Raw genomic sequence first — 16,869 nt, forward strand, 5'->3', positions numbered from 1 at the left:
AATGCTCCGTTGCCGCTTCGGACATTCGGAGAAACCCATGACAGGCTTTGTCGACCGCGAGCGCGCGGCGCAACTGATGGAGCGCGCCGGCATCGAGGCGCTGGTGCTGTGTGCGCCCGAGGCCTTCCACTATGCCACCGGAGCCTCGATCGGCCCGGCGGGACTGTTCCGGCGCGCCGGTGCCGGCTTCGTCGTCATTCCCGCGGCCCAGGACCTGCCGATCGGCGTCGTGGCGGCGGATTTCAATTCGGCACATCTGCAGCAGGCCATGCCGGACGCTGTCATCCGCAGCCACCCGGTCTGGATCGAAACCGCCACGCTTGACGCCTCGACCTCAGGGCAAGGTCTGGCGCAACGCATCGAGGCGGGCATTGCCGCGTCCGGCCGGGCGCTCGGTTTTTCGCGGCCGGCGACATTCGAACTTGCCCATTCCGTCCGCGAGCTGAAGGAGATCCTTGCCGGCTTCGGGCTCGACCGCGCGACGATCGGCATCGATCTCGATTTCATCGCCGCAGCCGATTTCTCAGCCATGCAGGCGCTGCTGCCGACCTGCACGATGGTCGACGGCTCAGCGGTGCTCGACAGGCTGCGGGCCATCAAGTCGCCACGCGAGATCGACCTTTTGCGGCAAGGCATCATCCTGTCGGAGGCCGGGCTGGACCGGCTGCAGGTGGATGCCATGGCCGGCATGCGCCAGGCCGATCTCATTGCCCTCTACCGGGCCGGCGTCGCCACGGCGGCGTCCGGCCTGTCTCATCCGGTGGCGACTGCCGAATATGTGACGCTGGGTGCCAAGGCCAAAGGCGCCGATGCGAAGGCCATGCCTGGCGATCCGCTGAAATGCGACATGGTCTGCACCGTGGGCGGCTACGCCTCCGACATGTCGCGCAACTTCACCTTCGGGCCGCCATCCGCCGAGCAGGCCGAACTGCACGCGATCGCCGAGCGGGCCTTCGAGGACGGACTGGCCGTACTTGTTCCGGGAACCGCGCTCGCCGACGTGCATCGCGTCGCCACCGAAAGCCTGGCGCGGCAGGGGTTGCGCTCCTATCGCCGCGGTCATTTCGGCCATGGCGTCGGCCAGTCGGTCTTTTCCGAACAATGGCCGTTCATTGCGGCCGACAGCGATGTCGTGATCGAAGCCGGCATGGTGCTGGCCTTCGAGATCCCGCTCTACATCGACGGCCTCGCCAGCTTCAATCTCGAAGACCAGTTCCTGATCACGCCGGACGGGCCTGTTGCCATGAACCGTTTGCCGAGGCGGCTGGAGAGGATTGGGTAGCCGGCTTTAAGTTTGCAACGCTGGAGATTGGCCGAAGCCTCTCTGGCTTCGTCATCCACGGGCGGAGCAAGGAGCGAAGCTCCGTCGCGGAGACCCGAGGATCCATGCCGTGACCTTGGCCAAGGAATGCAGCGGAGCAGAACTCTGCACCGTAGCGACGCTTTGAAGTCACGGCATGGATCCTCGGGTCTGCGCTGCGTCGCTGCGCTCCTTGCTCCGCCCGTGGATGACGAAGCGATAGGCGCTTCGGCCAATCTCGAAGCCGCGCGCACCACGCCAAGCAACTAAGCGCTCACCGCTGGCCGCCGCCCCTTCCACGGCATCTCCTGTTCGAGCTGCACTGAGGTGGCCAGCACGGTGGCTTCGTCGCCGTAGCGGCCGACCAGTTGCACGCCGATCGGCACGCCGCCTTTCGACCAGCCGAGCGGCAGCGAGATCGCCGGTTGGCCGGAAATGTTGAAGGGGAAGGCAAACACCGAATCCGCCCATTTGGCGTTGTAGCGGTCGATGTCGGTTTCCGACATGTCGTAGTAGCCGAGCGGGCGCGGCAGCTGAGTCAGCGTCGGGGTGATGAAGAGATCGTAGGCGCCGAGGTCGCCGACGATGTCGCGGCCGACCTGCCGCAATTGCTCGACATCGGAGATGTGCCTGATGCCGCTGATCGCGCGGCCGCGCTCGATGATCGCCCAGGTCACCGCCTCGACATCTCCAGGCGTCACCGGCCGGCCGATCACCGTTTCAAGATAGTCGAACGTCGCCGCCGTCTGCACGCAGGTCATGTTGGTGTAGGTCTTCCACACCACGTCGGCATCGAGCGGCATGTCGTGTTCCTCGGCGTCGTGCCCGAGCCGTTCGAGCACCGCGACGGTCGCCAGCACCACAGCCCTCACCTCCGGGTCGATGGCCGTGCCGTTGGGCGGCGTGACGGAGAAGCCGATGCGCAGCCTTTTCGACGCATGCGCCGACAGGCTGAGCCAGGACCCATTGGGCACCGGCGGCGTGTAGGGGTCGCCCGGCAGCGCCCCGGCCACCGCGTCGAGATAGGCCGCGGTGTCGCGCACGGTGCGCGAGCAGCACAGGAAGTACGCGCCGCCATACCAATAGTCGCCGAACGGCGCGAGGCTGACACGGCCGCGCGACGGCTTCAGCCCGACGATGCCGCAGCAGGAGGCCGGAATGCGGATCGAGCCGGCGCCATCGCTGGCCTCGGCGATCGGCACCATGCGCGAAGCGATGGCCGCGGCAGCACCGCCGCTCGAGCCGCCGGGCGTGATGCCTTCCTTCCACGGGTTCTTGGTCGCGCCGTAGAGTTTTGGCTCCGTGGTGATCGACCAGCCGTTCTCCGGCGCGTTCGACTTGCCGACCAACACCAGCCCGGCCGCCTTCATGCGGCGCACGACTTCGGTGTCGAAGTCGGCGACGACGTCTTTCAGGTAGAAGCACGAATTGGTATTCGGCGCCCCGGTCCAGGACGAGGCCAGCTCCTTGAGCAGGAACGGCACGCCGGCGAAGGGCGCATTTTTGTCGACCGTCTGCGCCTGCGCGCGCGCCATGTCGTAGAGGCGATGAACGACCGCGTTGAGCGCCGGGTTGAGCCGCTCGACCAGGGTGATTGCTGCTTCGACCAGTTCAGACGGCGTAACCTGATCACTGTGCACCAGTCCGGCCAGGTCCAGCGCGTCTGACTCGGCATAGGTTTTCAGCAGACTGTCGGTGACCATGTCTCTCTCCTCTGGCCAATGGCTTGTGTTGATGCCTGCTCCTGCGGAGAACTGTATTGGGGCATCGGCCCCCTCACCCAGCCTCTGCTTCGCTCGGCTGACCTCTCCCCAAGGGGAGAGGAGATTGTCGATGCCGGAGCCATCCTCTTCTCCCCCACGGGGAGAAGGTGGCCGCGAAGCGGCCGGATGAGGGGGCCTGCCAGCAGCCGGATTGCGTCAGGCCAGGTCGACGGTCCGCCCCAGCGCGATGCTCTGTTCGGCGGCCAGCACAATGCGCAGGCTGTTGACCGCCGCATCCATCTGCTCGCTGAGGTCGAGATCCTCGCGGATGGCGCGCAGGAAGAAGGCCTGCTCGCGGTCGCAGAGTTCCTGGTGGCCGGGCTCATCCTCCATGCTGACGATCTCGTCGGGCTTCGAGAAATTCTTGTCGCCGTCGACCGCGGCATAGTGGATCTTGAGCGCGTCGGTCTTGGTGTGGCGGTCGATATCGGCGGAGTTCGACACCTCGGCCAGCTCGGCCGCACTGCTCGCCTGCTGGCCGGCGACGATCGAGACCGCGCCCTTGGGGCCGACCACGTCCTTCACGAAATAGGCCGTCTCGCTCATCATCGGGCCCCAGCCGGCCTCGTACCAGCCGACCGAGCCGTCATCGAAGGTGACGTGCAGATGGCCGTAATTCTGCTTGTCGGCTTCCGCCCATAGTTTGGCGCCGATGCCGTGCACCCGCACAGGCTTGGCGCCGGTCAGCTGGCACATGACGTCGACATAGTGGACACCGCAATCGACGATCGGAATCAGCGAATCGATCAGGTTCTTGTGCCAGTGCCAGGCGCTGCCGCTGCTCTGCTGGTTGAGGTTGAGCCGCATCACCAGCGGCTTGCCGAGCGTCTTGCCGACCTCGATGAACTTGATCCACGAGGGGTGGACGCGCAGGATGTAGCCGAGCACCAGCTTGCGGTTCTTGGCCCGCGCCGCGGCGACAACCTTTTCGGCATCCTCATTGTTGGTGGCGAGCGGCTTTTCCATGAACACATGGCAATTGGCTGCGATCGCCTTCAGCGCATATTCGGCATGGGTGTTCGGCCAGCTGTTGATCGACACGGCATCCGGCCTGGTCTCCTTCAGGGCCTGGTCGAAATCCTCATAGAGCGGATAGCTCGCCAGTTCGGCCGGGATCTTCGTGTTGCTCCTGATCGAGCGGCTCATGATGCCGACGATCTCGAAACCGTCGGAGCGGTGATAGGCGCTGGCATGCGACGCACCCATATTGCCGAGACCCACCACCAGCACTTTTACCTTGTCGGACAATTCCGCCTCCCATGCTTTGATTTGAAGAGTGGGCGGCATCCAGTTGCCGCCGCCCGTATTGCTTCGTCCAGAGCAAATCACGCCAGGTCAGCGCCGCCCCTCATTGCCCTGCTGGGCATTTCTCCCCGTATAGCGACGGGGAGAAAGACGCTGTCATTAAGGGTTTCGCCAATCGCCAGCGTTGAAAAGAAGGCGCCGAGATCGCGGCCATCTCCCTTCTCCCCGTCACTATACGGGGAGAAGGTGCCGGCAGGCGGATGAGGGGCAGCGCTGACCTCGACAATTGCAAGCCCTACTTCACCGCCGAATCGAACAGATGCGCCTTGATCTTCTCGACATCGAGCGCGGCAAAGCCTTCCGACAGCTTGTATCCGTCGGCGTCGGCCTTGACCTTGGCCTTGTCGAAATCATTGGCCGGGCCGATCAGCTCGTTGGTGCAGACATCCTCGGCCTTCACCGGCGCGGTGATCTGGCCGATCTTGTGGATTTCGTCGAAGAAGCCCTGCCAGCTCGCCATATCGTGCGAACCCCAGCCGCCGCGCTTGTCCATGTCGCCGCGGAAAACGTTGATCTGCTGCAGGATCGACGTCGTTCCAAGTTCGGGCCCGAGATTCTTGGCCAGCGTCGGGAACTGCTCGAACACCGCTTCGACGGCCGCGCGTGGATTCTGGTAGCCGAATTCGAGGCCCATCGCCCAGCCGCGCAGGTACTTTTCCAGGAACGCCTTGCGGTCGGGATCCTCGAGGTCGGCGGCACGCACGACGAAGGTGTTGGCCGGCAGCTTCGAGTTCCGCACGCCGAGCCAGTATTCGAAGTCGAGCCCCTTGGCGATCCATTCGGCGCGCAGGCCTTCCCATGCCAAAGCGGCATCGCCCTGGCCGCCGGCAAGTGCCGTGCCCCAGGTCGGCCAGCCGGCCTCGACGTACTTGACCTTCTTGATGTCGACGCCTTGAGCGGCCAGCAGCGGGTCGGTGATCGACTGCCATGCGGCGGAGCCGAGCAGGATGGTCTTGCCTTCCAGCTTCTTCAGGTCGTTCGACCCCTCGCCCTTGCGGAAGGCGATGCTGAACGTGTCGCGGGCGCCCATGTGGAACACCGACTTCAGCTTCATGCCGTTCTGGATGGCGAAGGAAAACACGCCGGGCGACGGGAAGCCCATGTCGGCCTGGCCGACATCGACGAACTTCACCGTCGCGGTGCCGTCCGACGGCCCAGGCTGCATGTCGGTGTCCAGCCCGTCGAAATAGCCGGCCTTCTTGGCTGCCCAGTAGGGATAGTCGTCGAGCACTTCGAGCGTGCCGCGCGGCGAGATCCAGGTGAATTTTCCATAAGGCTCGGCCCTGGCCTTGCGGCCCGTGGCGCCAAGTGCCGTCGCGGTCACCAGCCCGGCGCCGGTCACCTGCAGAAAATAGCGGCGGCTTATCCCCACCGGGTTGATCGAGATTTTCTTGGTCATGGCATTTCCCCTTTTTGTTGATTGTCAGTCTTGCCCTGTCGCCCGCCTCCCGAGCGCCATTGGTTTCCCGCGTTCATGCCTCCCAGCTCGCCCATTTCTTGCCGATCAGGAAGAACAGCACGTAGATCAGGATGCCGAGCGTCGACAGGATCAGCACCACCGCGAAGAACTGCGGCATCTGGATCATCGACGAATAGGTGGTCAGCCGGTTGCCGAGGCCAAAGCCGCCGCCGACCATCTCGGCGCCGACAGCAGTCAGCAGGCCGAAGATGGCGCCGATCATCAGCCCGACCAGGATCATCGGCAGCGCCATCGGCGCGCGGATCTTCCAGAATATCTGCAAAGTGCTGGCGCCGTAGGAGCGCGCCAGCGCGATCTTGGCGCTGTCGACGCGGCGAAAGCCGGTGGCGGCGTTGATCATCACCATCGGCCCGGCGGCCAGCGCCACCGCGATGATGCGCGGCGTGTAGCCGAAGCCGAAGCGCAGGATCAAAAGCGGCACCAGCGCCAGCATCGGCGTGGTGACCAGCAGCAGAATGTAGGGCGCGACGATCTTCTCGGCGAACGGGAACTGGGTGATGACCGCAGCCAGGATGAGGCCGATAACGGCGCCGATGGTGAAGCCGGAGACCAGCTCGATCAGCGTGTAGCCGAGATGCGGCGCGATCAGCGGAAACTCGTCGAACAGCGCATAGGCGATCGAGCTCGGCGGCGGCATGATGTAGAGCGGCACGTGGAACAGCCGCAGCGCCAGCTCGATGCCGCCGATGATGATTACCGCCACCGCAAGAATGGCCGTCACTTCCTTGCCCGACTTGATGCCGGGCCCACTGGCGAAGGCCGACAGATTGGTCAGGCTGACTTCGTGGCCGTCGCCGGACTTGGCCCCCGACTTGGACTTCGAGAATTCCGGAATGGCATCGCCTCCGCTCACGGTCTGATCCTCACGATCTCGGCGCTCGGGCGCTCCGGCGCTTTTGGCCGCGTGCGCTCGCCGACTATGTCCATCTTGATCCGGTTGGTGAGGTCGAAGACCTCTTTCGTCGCCATGATCTCCAGCGAGCGTGGCCGCGCAAACGGCACACGATATTCCTTGGCGACGCGGCCCGGCCGGGCGCTCAGCACCACCACCCGGTCGGAGAGGAAGATCGCCTCCTCGATGCTGTGGGTGATGAAGACGATGGTGGTCTTGGTGTCGAGCCAGATCTCCTCGACCAGGCGGTTCATCTCCTCGCGGGTGAAACTGTCGAGCGCGCCGAACGGCTCGTCCATCAGCAGCACCGACGGCTTCAGCGCCAGCGCCCGCACGATCGCCGCGCGCTGCTGCATGCCGCCCGACAGTTCGCGCGGAAACTTGCCGCCGAAGCCATCGAGCCCGACGCGGTTCAGCAGATGCGCGATCCACGCCCGGTCCGGCTTCTCGCCCTTGATCTCGAAGGGGAAGCGGATGTTGGCGTCGAGATTGCGCCACGGCAGAAGGTTCGCTTCCTGGAAGACGATGCCGATATCGGGATGCGGGCCGGTGATGGTCTTGCCGTCGAGCCGGATCTCGCCGCTGGTCAGGCTGTGCAGGCCCGACATCGACCACAAAAGGGTCGTCTTGCCGCAACCGGAAGGCCCGACGATCGAGACGATTTCATTGGCACTGATGTTCAGGCTGCAACGGTCCAGCGCCAACAGGTCGCCGGAGGCCGTGTGATAGATCTTGGTCGCTGCCTGCACGCCAAGCTTCGGGTTTTTCGCATTGCCCGTATTCATCTGCCCCCCGGGAAGATTGCGCGATGATCCATTGGCTCATCCCTGCGAAAATCAGTCTGTAACTATCCTACTTTCCTGTCAAGCACGAGCGCTGGCACCTGTATCACAAGAGTCTGGTCCAATAGCTAATTTGCTGTTTTTGAACTATTTTCTACGCCTTGAAATCTATGTTGCTTTCCTACATACTTCTGAATTCGCGTGGGCTGGAAAGAAAAGCGGCAAGGTGAAGCTTCCCCAACGACACGCTGCGGTTGCGATGCGGCCGGGCCGTGGAGCCATGGCGTGCAAACATGCTAAGACGTCAGCCTCGCAACCAGGGAAAGACCGGAACCTCATGACCGAAGCTGGCAGCCAGGAAGAGCCTGTTCCAAGCGACGATGCGGAGGGGCGCGATCCTGTCCGGCGCATCCCCGACATCATCTCGCTGGTCAAGGATTCCTACGGGGAATTGCGCCCGGCCGAACGCCGCGTCGCCGACGTCGTGCTCGACGATGTCAAATACGCCGTCGATGCCTCCAATGCCGCCCTTGCGCAACGCGCCGGGGTCAGCGAACCGACGGTGACCCGGTTCTGCCGCGCCATCGGCTGCGACGGCGTGCGCGACTTCAAGCTGAAGCTGGCGCAGAGCCTCGTCGTCGGTGCGCTCTATCTGGCCAAGTCACCTTCCGTCAGCAACGACAATGGCATGCCGTTCTGGAACGCCGTGTTCGGCGAGGCGCGCCGGGCGCTGCAGGAGGCCGAGCGGCAGCTCGACCCCGCGCAGCTGCAGAAGGCGGCAGAGCTGATCGCCAAGGCGCGCCAGGTCACGGTCTTCGGCCTCGGCGGCAGCTCCTCGGCGCTGGCACAGGAAACCCAGTACCGGCTGTTTCGCTACGGCATATCGATCAGCGCCCAGTGCGATCCCTACCTGATGCGCATGACCGCCTCGACCTTGAAGCCCGGCGATCTGGTGATCGCCATTTCGGCGACGGGGCGCACCCGCGAGGTGATCGAGGCCGTCGAACTTGCCAAGCACTACCGCGCCAATGCGATCGCCGTGACCGCGCCCGACACCGAACTCGCGCGCGCCTGCGACGTCAGGCTGACAGTGGCGGTGCCGGAATATCCCGACACGCTGAAGCCGACGGCCTCGCGCTTCGCCTTCCTCGCCGCGATCGACCTTTTGGCGGTGGCCTCCGCCTACAAGCTCGACGGCTCGGCTCGCGAGACGGTGCGCCGCATCAAATACAACGCCCAGATCCACCGCACCGGCAAGGAGATGGAGCCGCTCGGGGATTAGTTTCTTCTCCCCGTTCACGGGGAGAAGGTGCCGGCAGGCGGATGAGGGGCAGCGCCGAGTCCGACAGTTACCGTTCCAACACAGATTAGACGCATGCAGGAAGAGGAAAAAATGCTCGAGATAGCCCCATCGAAACAGGCAGCCGCATGGCTCGAATCCCTGGCGCGTGCGCTCGAAGCGGGCGATGCTTCGGCAGCGTCCAACCTGTTCGTCGATGATTGCTACTGGCGCGATCTTCTGACCTTCACCTGGAACGTCACCACCATGGAAGGCCGCGAGGCGATCGCCGACATGCTGGCGGCAACGCTGGCGACGACCAGGCCGACGGCATGGCAGCTGACCGGCGAGGCAACTTCGGACGAGGGCACCATCGAAGCCTGGTTCAGCTTCGAAACCGCAGTGGCGTCAGGGGAAGGCATCATGCGGCTGCGCGATGGCCGCTGCCAGACCTTGTTCACCGCTATGACCGACCTCAAAGGCTTCGAGGAGCGCAAAGGCTCGGAGCGGCCGCTGGGTGTGCGCCACAAGGCCGATCCCAAGCGCGAGACCTGGTCGGAGGCGCGGGCGCGCGAAACGCGCGAGCTTGGCACTGATGAACAACCCTACTGCCTGGTCATCGGTGGCGGCCAGGGCGGCATCATGCTGGGTGCGCGGTTGCGCCAGCTCGGCGTGCCCACCATCGTCATCGAGAAGAATGCGCGGCCGGGCGATTCCTGGCGCAACCGCTACCGCACGCTCGTGCTGCACGACCCGGTCTGGTACGACCATCTGCCGTACATTCCCTTTCCGGAAAACTGGCCGGTGTTCACGCCCAAGGACAAGATGGGCGACTGGCTGGAAATGTACACGCGCGTCATGGAACTCAACTATTGGGTCGCCACCAAGTGCCTCAGCGCCTCGTATGACGAAACCGAAAAGGTCTGGACCGTGGTGGTCGACCGCGTCGGCCGCCACATCACGCTGAAGCCGAAGCACATCGTCTTCGCCACCGGCGCCTATGGCCCGCCACGGCGGATCGATCTGCCGGGCGCCGATCAATTCAAGGGCGAGCTGCTGCATTCCAGCCAGTATTCCAGCGGCGAGAAATTCCGCGGCAAAAAGGTCGCGGTCATCGGCGCGGCAAGCTCCGGGCACGATGTCTGCGTCGACCTCTGGGAAAGCGGCGCCGAGGTGACCATGATCCAGCGCTCGCCGACAACGGTAGTCAAGTCGGACACGCTGATGGAAGTCGGCTTCGAGATCTTTTCGGAGACTGCCCTGGCGCGCGGCATCACCACCGAGAAGGCCGACATGATCGTCGCCTCGACGCCCTTCGCGCTGGTGCCCAAGGGCCAGCGCGCCCTCTACGAGGTGATCAAGGCGCGCGATGCGGCCTTCTACGACCGCCTGCGCGCCGCCGGCTTCGCCATCGACTTCGGCGACGACGAAACCGGCCTTTTGATGAAGGCCTACCGCACCGGCTCCGGCTACTACATCGATGTCGGCGCGTCCGACCTGATCATCGACGGCAAGATCGGCATCCGCAGCGGCGTCGCCATCAGATCGTTGACGCCGAGCGGCATCCTGTTCGAGGACGGCACCGAACTCGCCGCCGACGCCATCATCGCCTGCACCGGCTATCAGTCGATGAACGAGACCGTGGCGGCGATCGTCTCGCGCGAGGTCGCCGACCGGGTCGGTCCCTGCTGGGGCCTCGGCTCGGGCGTGAAGGGCGACCCCGGCCCATGGCAAGGCGAGCTGCGCAACATGTGGAAACCAACCGCGCAGGAAGCGCTATGGTTCCACGGCGGCAACCTCGCGCTGTCGCGCTTCTATTCGAAGTACGTGGCGCTGCAGATCAAGGCACGGATGGAGGGGATAGCGACACCGGTTTATGGAGCGGTGAGCTGACGCCAGGTAAGGTCGACCCCCACTCCATCGAGCTTCGCTCGCCACCTCTCCCCCGATCGACGGGGTAGAGGAAAGGCGCGAATTCGCCAGCCTTGGCGCTTTTCCTCTCCCTCCGGAGGGGGGAGAGGTGGCGCCGCGAAGCGGCGACGGAGTGGGGGAAGCACGCTCGCCCAGCGTGCAGCAGCCGCCGCTAGGCAGGCACAACCCCGACGGCCGAGATCAGCTAGTCATGCCGATGCCCAAAGTGCCTCGCCGCAACCTCGACATGCGTATGCCGTTCATGCGCCCCGAAACGTTCCGTCTCACTGACGTCATTCACCGTCTCGTTCGGCCACCAGGTGCCGCCGATGACGATGCCTTCCGACACAAGCCGCTGGTCGGCGACCAGCGATGCGCCGACCGCGTCGACGAAGGTGAAGCGGCCAGGGCACTGCCGGAGCACGGCGACATCGCCGACCGTGCCGGCCGCCAGCGTGCCGAGATCAGGCCGCGCGATCGCCTGTGCCGGCGCCTGCGTCGCGGCGCGCAAGACCTCGACCAGCGGCATGCCGAGCGCCAGCAGCTTCGACATGCAGACCAGGATGTCGAAAGCCGGCCCGTCGACGCAGTAGAGATGCACGTCGCTCGAGATCACGTCGGGCGCCAGCCCTTCCTCGAGCATGGCCCGGGCGACCGCGAAATCGAACGAGCCCATGCCATGGCCGATGTCGAAGATGACGCCGCGCTCGCGCGCCAGCCGCATGTCCGGCCGCACCGCACCGGAGGCAAAGACCGGCGCGTTGGGAAACGGCCGGAAGCAGTGGGTGAGGATATCGCCCCTGCGCAGGCGTGGCAGCACTTCCGAGCGGCCGGGCGGCGGCTCGTCGATATGCGCCATCAGCGGCAGACCGGTCTGGTCGGCGGCTTCCAGCGCGAGATCGACGGGTGCGATGCCGCTGGTGTCGCCGGCATGCTTGCCGGAGCGGACTTTTACGCCGACCACGACATCGCGGTGCTCGCGCACCGCCGCGACAACCTCGCGCGGTTCGCAGAGCCGGAGATCGCTGCACTCGCCGACCGACACCGTCTGCGAGAAGCCGAAAATGCCGGCAAAGGAAATGTTGACATAGGCCAGGATGCGGACCTTCGAGCGCTCCATGACGTGGCGGCGGAAGCCGAGGAAATTGCCGGCGCCCGCACTGCCCGCATCGATGAAGGTGGTGGTTCCGCTTTTGGCGGCCAACCTATCGGCATCGACGCCGAGCGAGGTGCCGCCCCAATAGACGTGGCTGTGCAGGTCGACGAGGCCTGATGTGACGATGCAGCCGGTGGCATCGACGACCTGCGCGGCGCTGGTCACCGGAATATCGGCATCGATCGCGGCGACCCGGCCATTGGCAATGGCGACATCGCGCGGTGCATCGATGCCGGCCGCCGGGTCGATCAGCCGTCCACCCTTCAGCAGGAGGTCGAATTGCATGGGGGAACCTCCGCTTCGTTGTCGCCTATCAGACTGGTCTGTACGCGACCGCCTCGACTTCGATCTTGATGTCGATCATCAGCCGCGATTCGACCGTGGTGCGGGCCGGCGGGTTCTTCGGGAAGTGCCTGGCATAGACCGCGTTGAAGGCGCCGAAATCGCGCGCATCTTCCAGCCAGATCGTCGTCTTGACGACATCGTCAAGGGTGCAGCCGGCGAGCGCCAATGCGGCCTTGATATTGGCGAGCACCTGCTCGGTCTGTTCCGATATGCCGCCCTTGACCACGATGCCATCGCTGCCGACGGGAACCTGGCCCGAGACATAAACGAGATCGCCGGCGCGCACGGCGGGCGACAGCGGCACATGCGACGTTCCAAAACATTGCTTGGGCAAGGGAAGGCCTCCTCTGATGACAGGGCGGGGCGCCATGACAGCGCCCGCTTCGATCGACATTTACCCCGATCGGGGCGATCCTCATAGAGGCCTTGTTGGAAAGCAACATTCCCAGGAATTCATGTTGCTTTATTACAGAAGCGCTTGCATCGTGCGCTCTGGCGGCCCGCCTTGCAGCCGCAACGCACAGACGCATTTGCCAGACCGGAGACAGCAGCAATGACCTACGACAAGAACCCGTTTCCGGCAGGCGACGCCGATCGTCACGCGCTCTGGGAAATGCTGGTGCGGCGCGACATCGACGCTTTCATCGGCCAGGACTGGCCGACGGTCGAGGATGATTTCGTCGCCGAAAGCTTCTTCGGCATGCACGCGCATTTCCTGAGCAATGCCGATGCCTGGCGACTGCAGTTTCCGAGGCTGGAAATCTATCGCGACGAGTGGCTGCGTCAGGCCAAGGAGACTGCGGCGACCAAATTCGCCGAGCCGCTGCGCGAGGCGCTGTTTCGCGTCACCAACATGCGCGACATCGATGTCGACGGCGACCGCGCCGTACTGCACAAGAAATTCGACGGCTCGGTCGCCAAGGCCGACGGCAGCGTCGACAGGCTGAAATGGCAGACGCTGTATTTCTGCACCAAGGTCGGCGGACGCTGGAAGATTGCGGGCTTCGTCGGCTACATGCCGCACCCGCTTGGCAGCTAAGCAATTCCGGGGAAGTGTGACGCGGTTTTCCCGGGAAAAGCGCATAGCCCTTTCCCTTGGGAATTGCGCCAAAGCAAAAACAAGCAGCCGCCCAGGAGAGCGCGACGAAGGCCGGGAACAGCAGGTCGGTCGCCGCACCATCGGCGCGCCGTCGGGCGTAGCGGCCTTTTACGAGACCCATTCTTACGAATTTGTATGCCGCCGGACAGGCTGATGTGAACTCTGCTGCCTACTGTGCGGATAACGGCTTGCCTTTGCCTGGTCGAGATCGAGCGGTGCGGCAACGGCTTGTCACGCCATGAAGGTATGGGCAGCCGCAGCATCCATCGAGGACATCAGGCATGCTCGCGCCCAACATGCAACAACCCGCCGCACCGAGCCACAACAGGGTTCCCGACGTCACCCTCGATTTCTGGCTGATCAAGCTGATGGCGGTCACCATGGGCGAAACAGCGGCCGACTATCTCTCAGACACAATCGGATTTGGGCTGCCCGTCACCTCGCTGATCATGACCGGTATCCTGATTGCCGCGCTTGTCGTCCAATTCGCGCAGAAACGCTATGTGCCCTGGGCCTACTGGCTGGCAGTGGTGCTGATCAGCATCGTCGGCACGCTGGTCACGGACAATCTGGTCGACGATTTCGGCGTGCGCCTGCAGACGACGACCATTGCCTTCTCGGTCGCGCTCGCCGCGACATTCGCGGTCTGGTACGCCAGTGAAAGGACGCTGTCGATCCACACCATCTTCACCACCAAGCGTGAGATCTTCTACTGGCTGGCGATCCTCCTGACCTTCTCGCTCGGCACCGCCGCGGGCGACCTCGTCGCCGAGACCTTCGACATGGGCTACCTCGGCACCGGCCTGCTGTTCGGCGGCGCGATCGCGCTCATCGTGCTCGCCTACTGGCTGCTCAATCTCGACGGCATCGTGGCCTTCTGGCTCGCCTACATCCTGACACGGCCGCTCGGCGCTTCCTTCGGCGACCTGCTGTCACGGTCGGTCAGGCATGGCGGCCTGGGCTTCGGCACCATCTTCACCAGCCTGCTCTTCCTCGGCTGCATCATTGCCCTCGTCGTTCACATGACCTTGAAGAGCACAACCGACGACGCCGACGAAATCCTGCTGGAGTCGGAATAGACCTTAGCGTGAATGCGGCGGAACAGAATGGAAATTTGTTCTGTAGCGATCCTTCCCACCGACGTCAGGTTTTGCATCGCCGCGCGACCCAGAGATGTCACGGCATCCAGGGGGAAGCTGGGAAGGCTTCGGCCCAACCCTAAGTGGCCTGCGGCCTCGCGACATCCTAGGAACGGACCCGTGCCGGTGCTAGCTTGCCGGTCTCGGCAACGGACCGGACCTTATATGCGACTGCTTCTCGTCGAGGACGACCTCAGGACGGCCGACTACATCGTCAGGGGACTGACCGAGGCCGGCCATGTCTGCGACCTCTTGCGCAACGGGCATGACGGGCTTTTCGCGGCGACCAGCGGCAGCTATGACGTGATCGTCGCCGACCGCATGATCCCGGGCCTCGACGGCCTGTCGATGGTCAAGGCGATCCGCGCCGCGGGCATACGGACGCCGGCGATCTTTCTCACCTCGGTCGGCGGCGTCGACGACCGCGTCGAAGGCCTCGAGGCCGGCGGCGACGACTATCTGGTCAAGCCCTTCGCCTTTTCCGAGCTTCTCGCCCGCATCAACGCGCTTGGCCGCCGGCCGGCCGCGCAGGAGCAGAAAACCGTTCTGCGGGTCGCCGACCTCGAGATGGACCTGATCATGCGGCGCGTTATCAGGCGGGGCCAACCGATCGACCTGCAGCCGAGGGAGTTCAGCCTGCTGGAAGTGCTGATGCGCGGCGAAGGCCGCGTCATCACCCGCACCATGCTTCTCGAGCGCGTCTGGGATTTTCATTTCGATCCCAGGACCAGCGTCGTCGAGACCCATATCAGCCGGCTGCGGGCCAAGATCGACAAGCCGTTCGAAACCCAGCTCATCCACACGGTCCGCAACACCGGCTACAGCCTGCACGCGCCGCCATGACCGAGACCTGGTCCCGCCTGCTGCGCAGCACGCCGTTCCGGCTTGCCTTGACCTTCGCCTTTCTGTTCGTGCTGGCCTTCATCTTGTCGGGCGCCATCGTCTACCAGATGATGAGCGCCGATCTTGCCGAGCGGCTCGACGACACCATCAAGGAAACCTACGCCGTCGTCGCCGCGACCTATGCCGACAATGATCTCAAGGAGCTGGTGGAGACCGTCGGCAGCCACTCCATGCGCAGCCCTAGGAAACAACAGCTGTTTTCGCTGACCGACGCGGCCGGCAATCGCCTGGCAGGCAATTTCACCGCGGCGGGGCTTCCCGACGGCTTCTCGATGTTCAATGCCGAAATGCCTGGCGTGCCGCCCGGCGCCGAGTACCGCGCCTATTCCGGCTCGATCGGCGGCAACAGTTTGACCGTCGCCTTCAGCCTTTCCGAGACGGAGGAGCTGGAAGAGGTGGTGCTGATGAGCTTCGGCTGGGGAACGCTGATCATCACCGGGCTGGCGGTCGCCGGCGGCGCGCTGCTTGCCTCGCGCGTCCAGCGCCGTCTCGACGGCATCGCCGCCACCATGGTGGACGTCTCGCATGGACGGCTGGACACCCGCATTCCGCTGACCGGCAAGGGCGACGATATCGACATCGTCTCCAACCAGGTCAACGCCGCGCTCGACCGCCTGTCGGCGCTTGTCGAAGGCATGAAGCAGGTCAGCGCCAACATCGCGCACGATCTGAAGACGCCGCTCAACCGGCTGCAGATGATCCTCGACACCGCGACCGAAAAGAACCTCTCGGGTCAGAAAATCACCAGTGAACTCGCCGAGGCATATGCCGAGAGCCTGCAGATCAACGAGACCTTCGACGCGCTGCTGCGCATCGCGCAGATCGAGGCCGGCGCCCGCCGGGCGCGGTTCACCGATGTCGATCTGGGCGAGGTGCTGCAAACCATCGCCGAGATCTACGCCGACGTGGCCGAGGACGACGGAAAATCGCTGTCGTTGGCGCAACCGCAGGAAACGATGGACCGCATCCACGGCGACCGGGAGCTGCTGACGCAGATGTTCGCCAATCTGGTCGAGAATGCGCTGCGCCATTGTCCATCAGGCACTTCCATCAAACTGTCGGCGACGCGCCAGGGCGACCACGTTGTCGCCAGCGTTGCCGACAACGGATCCGGCATTCCCGCCGACGAGCGTGAGAAGGTCTTCCAGCGGCTTTACCGGCTGGACCACAGCCGTTCGACGCCGGGCAGCGGGCTGGGTTTGAGCCTTGTCAGGGCCATCGCCGATCTGCATGGTGCATCGATTACACTCGAGGATTGCCGGCCGGGGCTTGAGGTGGCGGTGAGTTTTCCCTTGGCGATGGATTAGCCGGTGCAACGGCTAGTGCTGGCCAACTCCAGCTTGGGTTCCTCGCCCCACGAGAGTGGGGAGAGGTGGCTCGGCGAAGCCGAGACGGAGAGGGGAACGCCCTACGAAAGCCCCCTCTCCGGCCCCATCCCAGCCACCAAACCCCCCCAAATTGACGGGGCGAGCAACCAAAGACCCCAAAAACAACCCCAAAAAACGAAAGTCTATT

The 16,869-nt window shown here is 64.3% G+C and carries 14 protein-coding genes; 7 read left to right on the plus strand and 7 right to left on the minus strand.

Annotated features, from left to right (window positions below):
- Positions 1 to 37 precede the first annotated feature (37 nt).
- Entirely contained in the window at positions 38 to 1,282 is a 1,245-nt protein-coding gene (locus NKI38_RS19655) for a M24 family metallopeptidase (RefSeq protein ID WP_352659845.1), read from the plus strand.
- A gap of 284 nt (positions 1,283 to 1,566) precedes the next feature.
- On the opposite strand, the gene NKI38_RS19660 is transcribed toward NKI38_RS19655, so the two are convergent.
- The 5 genes from NKI38_RS19660 to NKI38_RS19680 form a co-directional block, all read right to left on the minus strand.
- On the minus strand, positions 1,567 to 3,003 hold the full coding sequence (locus tag NKI38_RS19660; RefSeq protein WP_352659846.1) for an amidase: 1,437 nt from the start codon (positions 3,001 to 3,003) through the stop codon (positions 1,567 to 1,569).
- Positions 3,004 to 3,219: 216 nt separating this feature from the next.
- Positions 3,220 to 4,311 (minus strand): Gfo/Idh/MocA family protein, encoded by a 1,092-nt coding sequence (locus NKI38_RS19665; protein WP_352659847.1) that lies wholly within the window; start codon positions 4,309 to 4,311, stop codon positions 3,220 to 3,222.
- Between the two features lie 292 nt (positions 4,312 to 4,603).
- Positions 4,604 to 5,767, minus strand: coding sequence for an ABC transporter substrate-binding protein (locus tag NKI38_RS19670; protein ID WP_352659848.1), 1,164 nt, complete (start codon positions 5,765 to 5,767; stop codon positions 4,604 to 4,606).
- A 73-nt stretch (positions 5,768 to 5,840) separates the two neighbouring features.
- Positions 5,841 to 6,701, minus strand: coding sequence for an ABC transporter permease (locus NKI38_RS19675; RefSeq protein ID WP_352659849.1), 861 nt, complete (start codon positions 6,699 to 6,701; stop codon positions 5,841 to 5,843).
- Positions 6,698 to 7,525, minus strand: coding sequence for an ABC transporter ATP-binding protein (locus NKI38_RS19680; protein WP_352659850.1), 828 nt, complete (start codon positions 7,523 to 7,525; stop codon positions 6,698 to 6,700). The genes NKI38_RS19675 and NKI38_RS19680 overlap by 4 nt, the downstream gene beginning before the upstream one ends.
- A 334-nt stretch (positions 7,526 to 7,859) precedes the next feature.
- Here NKI38_RS19680 and NKI38_RS19685 point away from each other — a divergent pair, with 334 nt between their 5' ends.
- A complete protein-coding gene (locus NKI38_RS19685; protein WP_352659851.1) occupies positions 7,860 to 8,804 on the plus strand; it encodes a MurR/RpiR family transcriptional regulator in 945 nt (314 codons plus the stop codon).
- Between the two features lie 111 nt (positions 8,805 to 8,915).
- Positions 8,916 to 10,694, plus strand: coding sequence for an NAD(P)-binding domain-containing protein (locus tag NKI38_RS19690; protein ID WP_352659852.1), 1,779 nt, complete (start codon positions 8,916 to 8,918; stop codon positions 10,692 to 10,694).
- Positions 10,695 to 10,917: 223 nt separating this feature from the next.
- On the opposite strand, the gene NKI38_RS19695 is transcribed toward NKI38_RS19690, so the two are convergent.
- Both NKI38_RS19695 and NKI38_RS19700 read right to left on the minus strand, forming a co-directional pair.
- Entirely contained in the window at positions 10,918 to 12,153 is a 1,236-nt protein-coding gene (locus tag NKI38_RS19695) for an amidohydrolase/deacetylase family metallohydrolase (protein ID WP_352659853.1), read from the minus strand.
- 28 nt (positions 12,154 to 12,181) lie between these two features.
- Entirely contained in the window at positions 12,182 to 12,583 is a 402-nt protein-coding gene (locus tag NKI38_RS19700) for a RidA family protein (RefSeq protein ID WP_352659861.1), read from the minus strand.
- Between the two features lie 183 nt (positions 12,584 to 12,766).
- Between NKI38_RS19700 and NKI38_RS19705 the strand changes: the two genes are divergently transcribed.
- The 4 genes from NKI38_RS19705 to NKI38_RS19720 all read left to right on the plus strand — a co-directional run bounded on the left by NKI38_RS19705 (position 12,767) and on the right by NKI38_RS19720 (position 16,661).
- Positions 12,767 to 13,252: a hypothetical protein gene (locus tag NKI38_RS19705; protein WP_352659854.1), complete on the plus strand. Its 486-nt coding sequence runs from the start codon at positions 12,767 to 12,769 to the stop codon at positions 13,250 to 13,252.
- Positions 13,253 to 13,593: 341 nt separating this feature from the next.
- Positions 13,594 to 14,391, plus strand: a complete 798-nt coding sequence (locus NKI38_RS19710; RefSeq protein ID WP_352659855.1) for a COG4705 family protein — start codon at positions 13,594 to 13,596, stop codon at positions 14,389 to 14,391.
- Positions 14,392 to 14,616: 225 nt separating this feature from the next.
- Positions 14,617 to 15,294 (plus strand): winged helix-turn-helix domain-containing protein, encoded by a 678-nt coding sequence (locus NKI38_RS19715; protein WP_352659856.1) that lies wholly within the window; start codon positions 14,617 to 14,619, stop codon positions 15,292 to 15,294.
- On the plus strand, positions 15,291 to 16,661 hold the full coding sequence (locus NKI38_RS19720) for a HAMP domain-containing sensor histidine kinase (RefSeq protein WP_352659857.1): 1,371 nt from the start codon (positions 15,291 to 15,293) through the stop codon (positions 16,659 to 16,661). The genes NKI38_RS19715 and NKI38_RS19720 overlap by 4 nt, the downstream gene beginning before the upstream one ends.
- Positions 16,662 to 16,869: the final 208 nt, after the last annotated feature.

Source organism: Mesorhizobium sp. M0621 (assembly GCF_040320745.1).
In the GTDB taxonomy this organism is placed as follows: domain Bacteria; phylum Pseudomonadota; class Alphaproteobacteria; order Rhizobiales; family Rhizobiaceae; genus Mesorhizobium.

Bases quoted from the DNA above. Each gene is read 5' to 3' on its own strand.
- NKI38_RS19655 (WP_352659845.1), top strand. From the start codon at position 38: ATGACAGGCTTTGTCGACCGCGAGCGCGCGGCGCAACTGATGGAGCGC.
- NKI38_RS19660 (WP_352659846.1), bottom strand. From the start codon at position 3,003: ATGGTCACCGACAGTCTGCTGAAAACCTATGCCGAGTCAGACGCGCTG.
- NKI38_RS19670 (WP_352659848.1), bottom strand. From the start codon at position 5,767: ATGACCAAGAAAATCTCGATCAACCCGGTGGGGATAAGCCGCCGCTAT.
- NKI38_RS19680 (WP_352659850.1), bottom strand. From the start codon at position 7,525: ATGAATACGGGCAATGCGAAAAACCCGAAGCTTGGCGTGCAGGCAGCG.
- NKI38_RS19685 (WP_352659851.1), top strand. From the start codon at position 7,860: ATGACCGAAGCTGGCAGCCAGGAAGAGCCTGTTCCAAGCGACGATGCG.
- NKI38_RS19690 (WP_352659852.1), top strand. From the start codon at position 8,916: ATGCTCGAGATAGCCCCATCGAAACAGGCAGCCGCATGGCTCGAATCC.
- NKI38_RS19695 (WP_352659853.1), bottom strand. From the start codon at position 12,153: ATGCAATTCGACCTCCTGCTGAAGGGTGGACGGCTGATCGACCCGGCG.
- NKI38_RS19700 (WP_352659861.1), bottom strand. From the start codon at position 12,583: ATGGCGCCCCGCCCTGTCATCAGAGGAGGCCTTCCCTTGCCCAAGCAA.
- NKI38_RS19705 (WP_352659854.1), top strand. From the start codon at position 12,767: ATGACCTACGACAAGAACCCGTTTCCGGCAGGCGACGCCGATCGTCAC.
- NKI38_RS19710 (WP_352659855.1), top strand. From the start codon at position 13,594: ATGCTCGCGCCCAACATGCAACAACCCGCCGCACCGAGCCACAACAGG.
- NKI38_RS19715 (WP_352659856.1), top strand. From the start codon at position 14,617: ATGCGACTGCTTCTCGTCGAGGACGACCTCAGGACGGCCGACTACATC.
- NKI38_RS19720 (WP_352659857.1), top strand. From the start codon at position 15,291: ATGACCGAGACCTGGTCCCGCCTGCTGCGCAGCACGCCGTTCCGGCTT.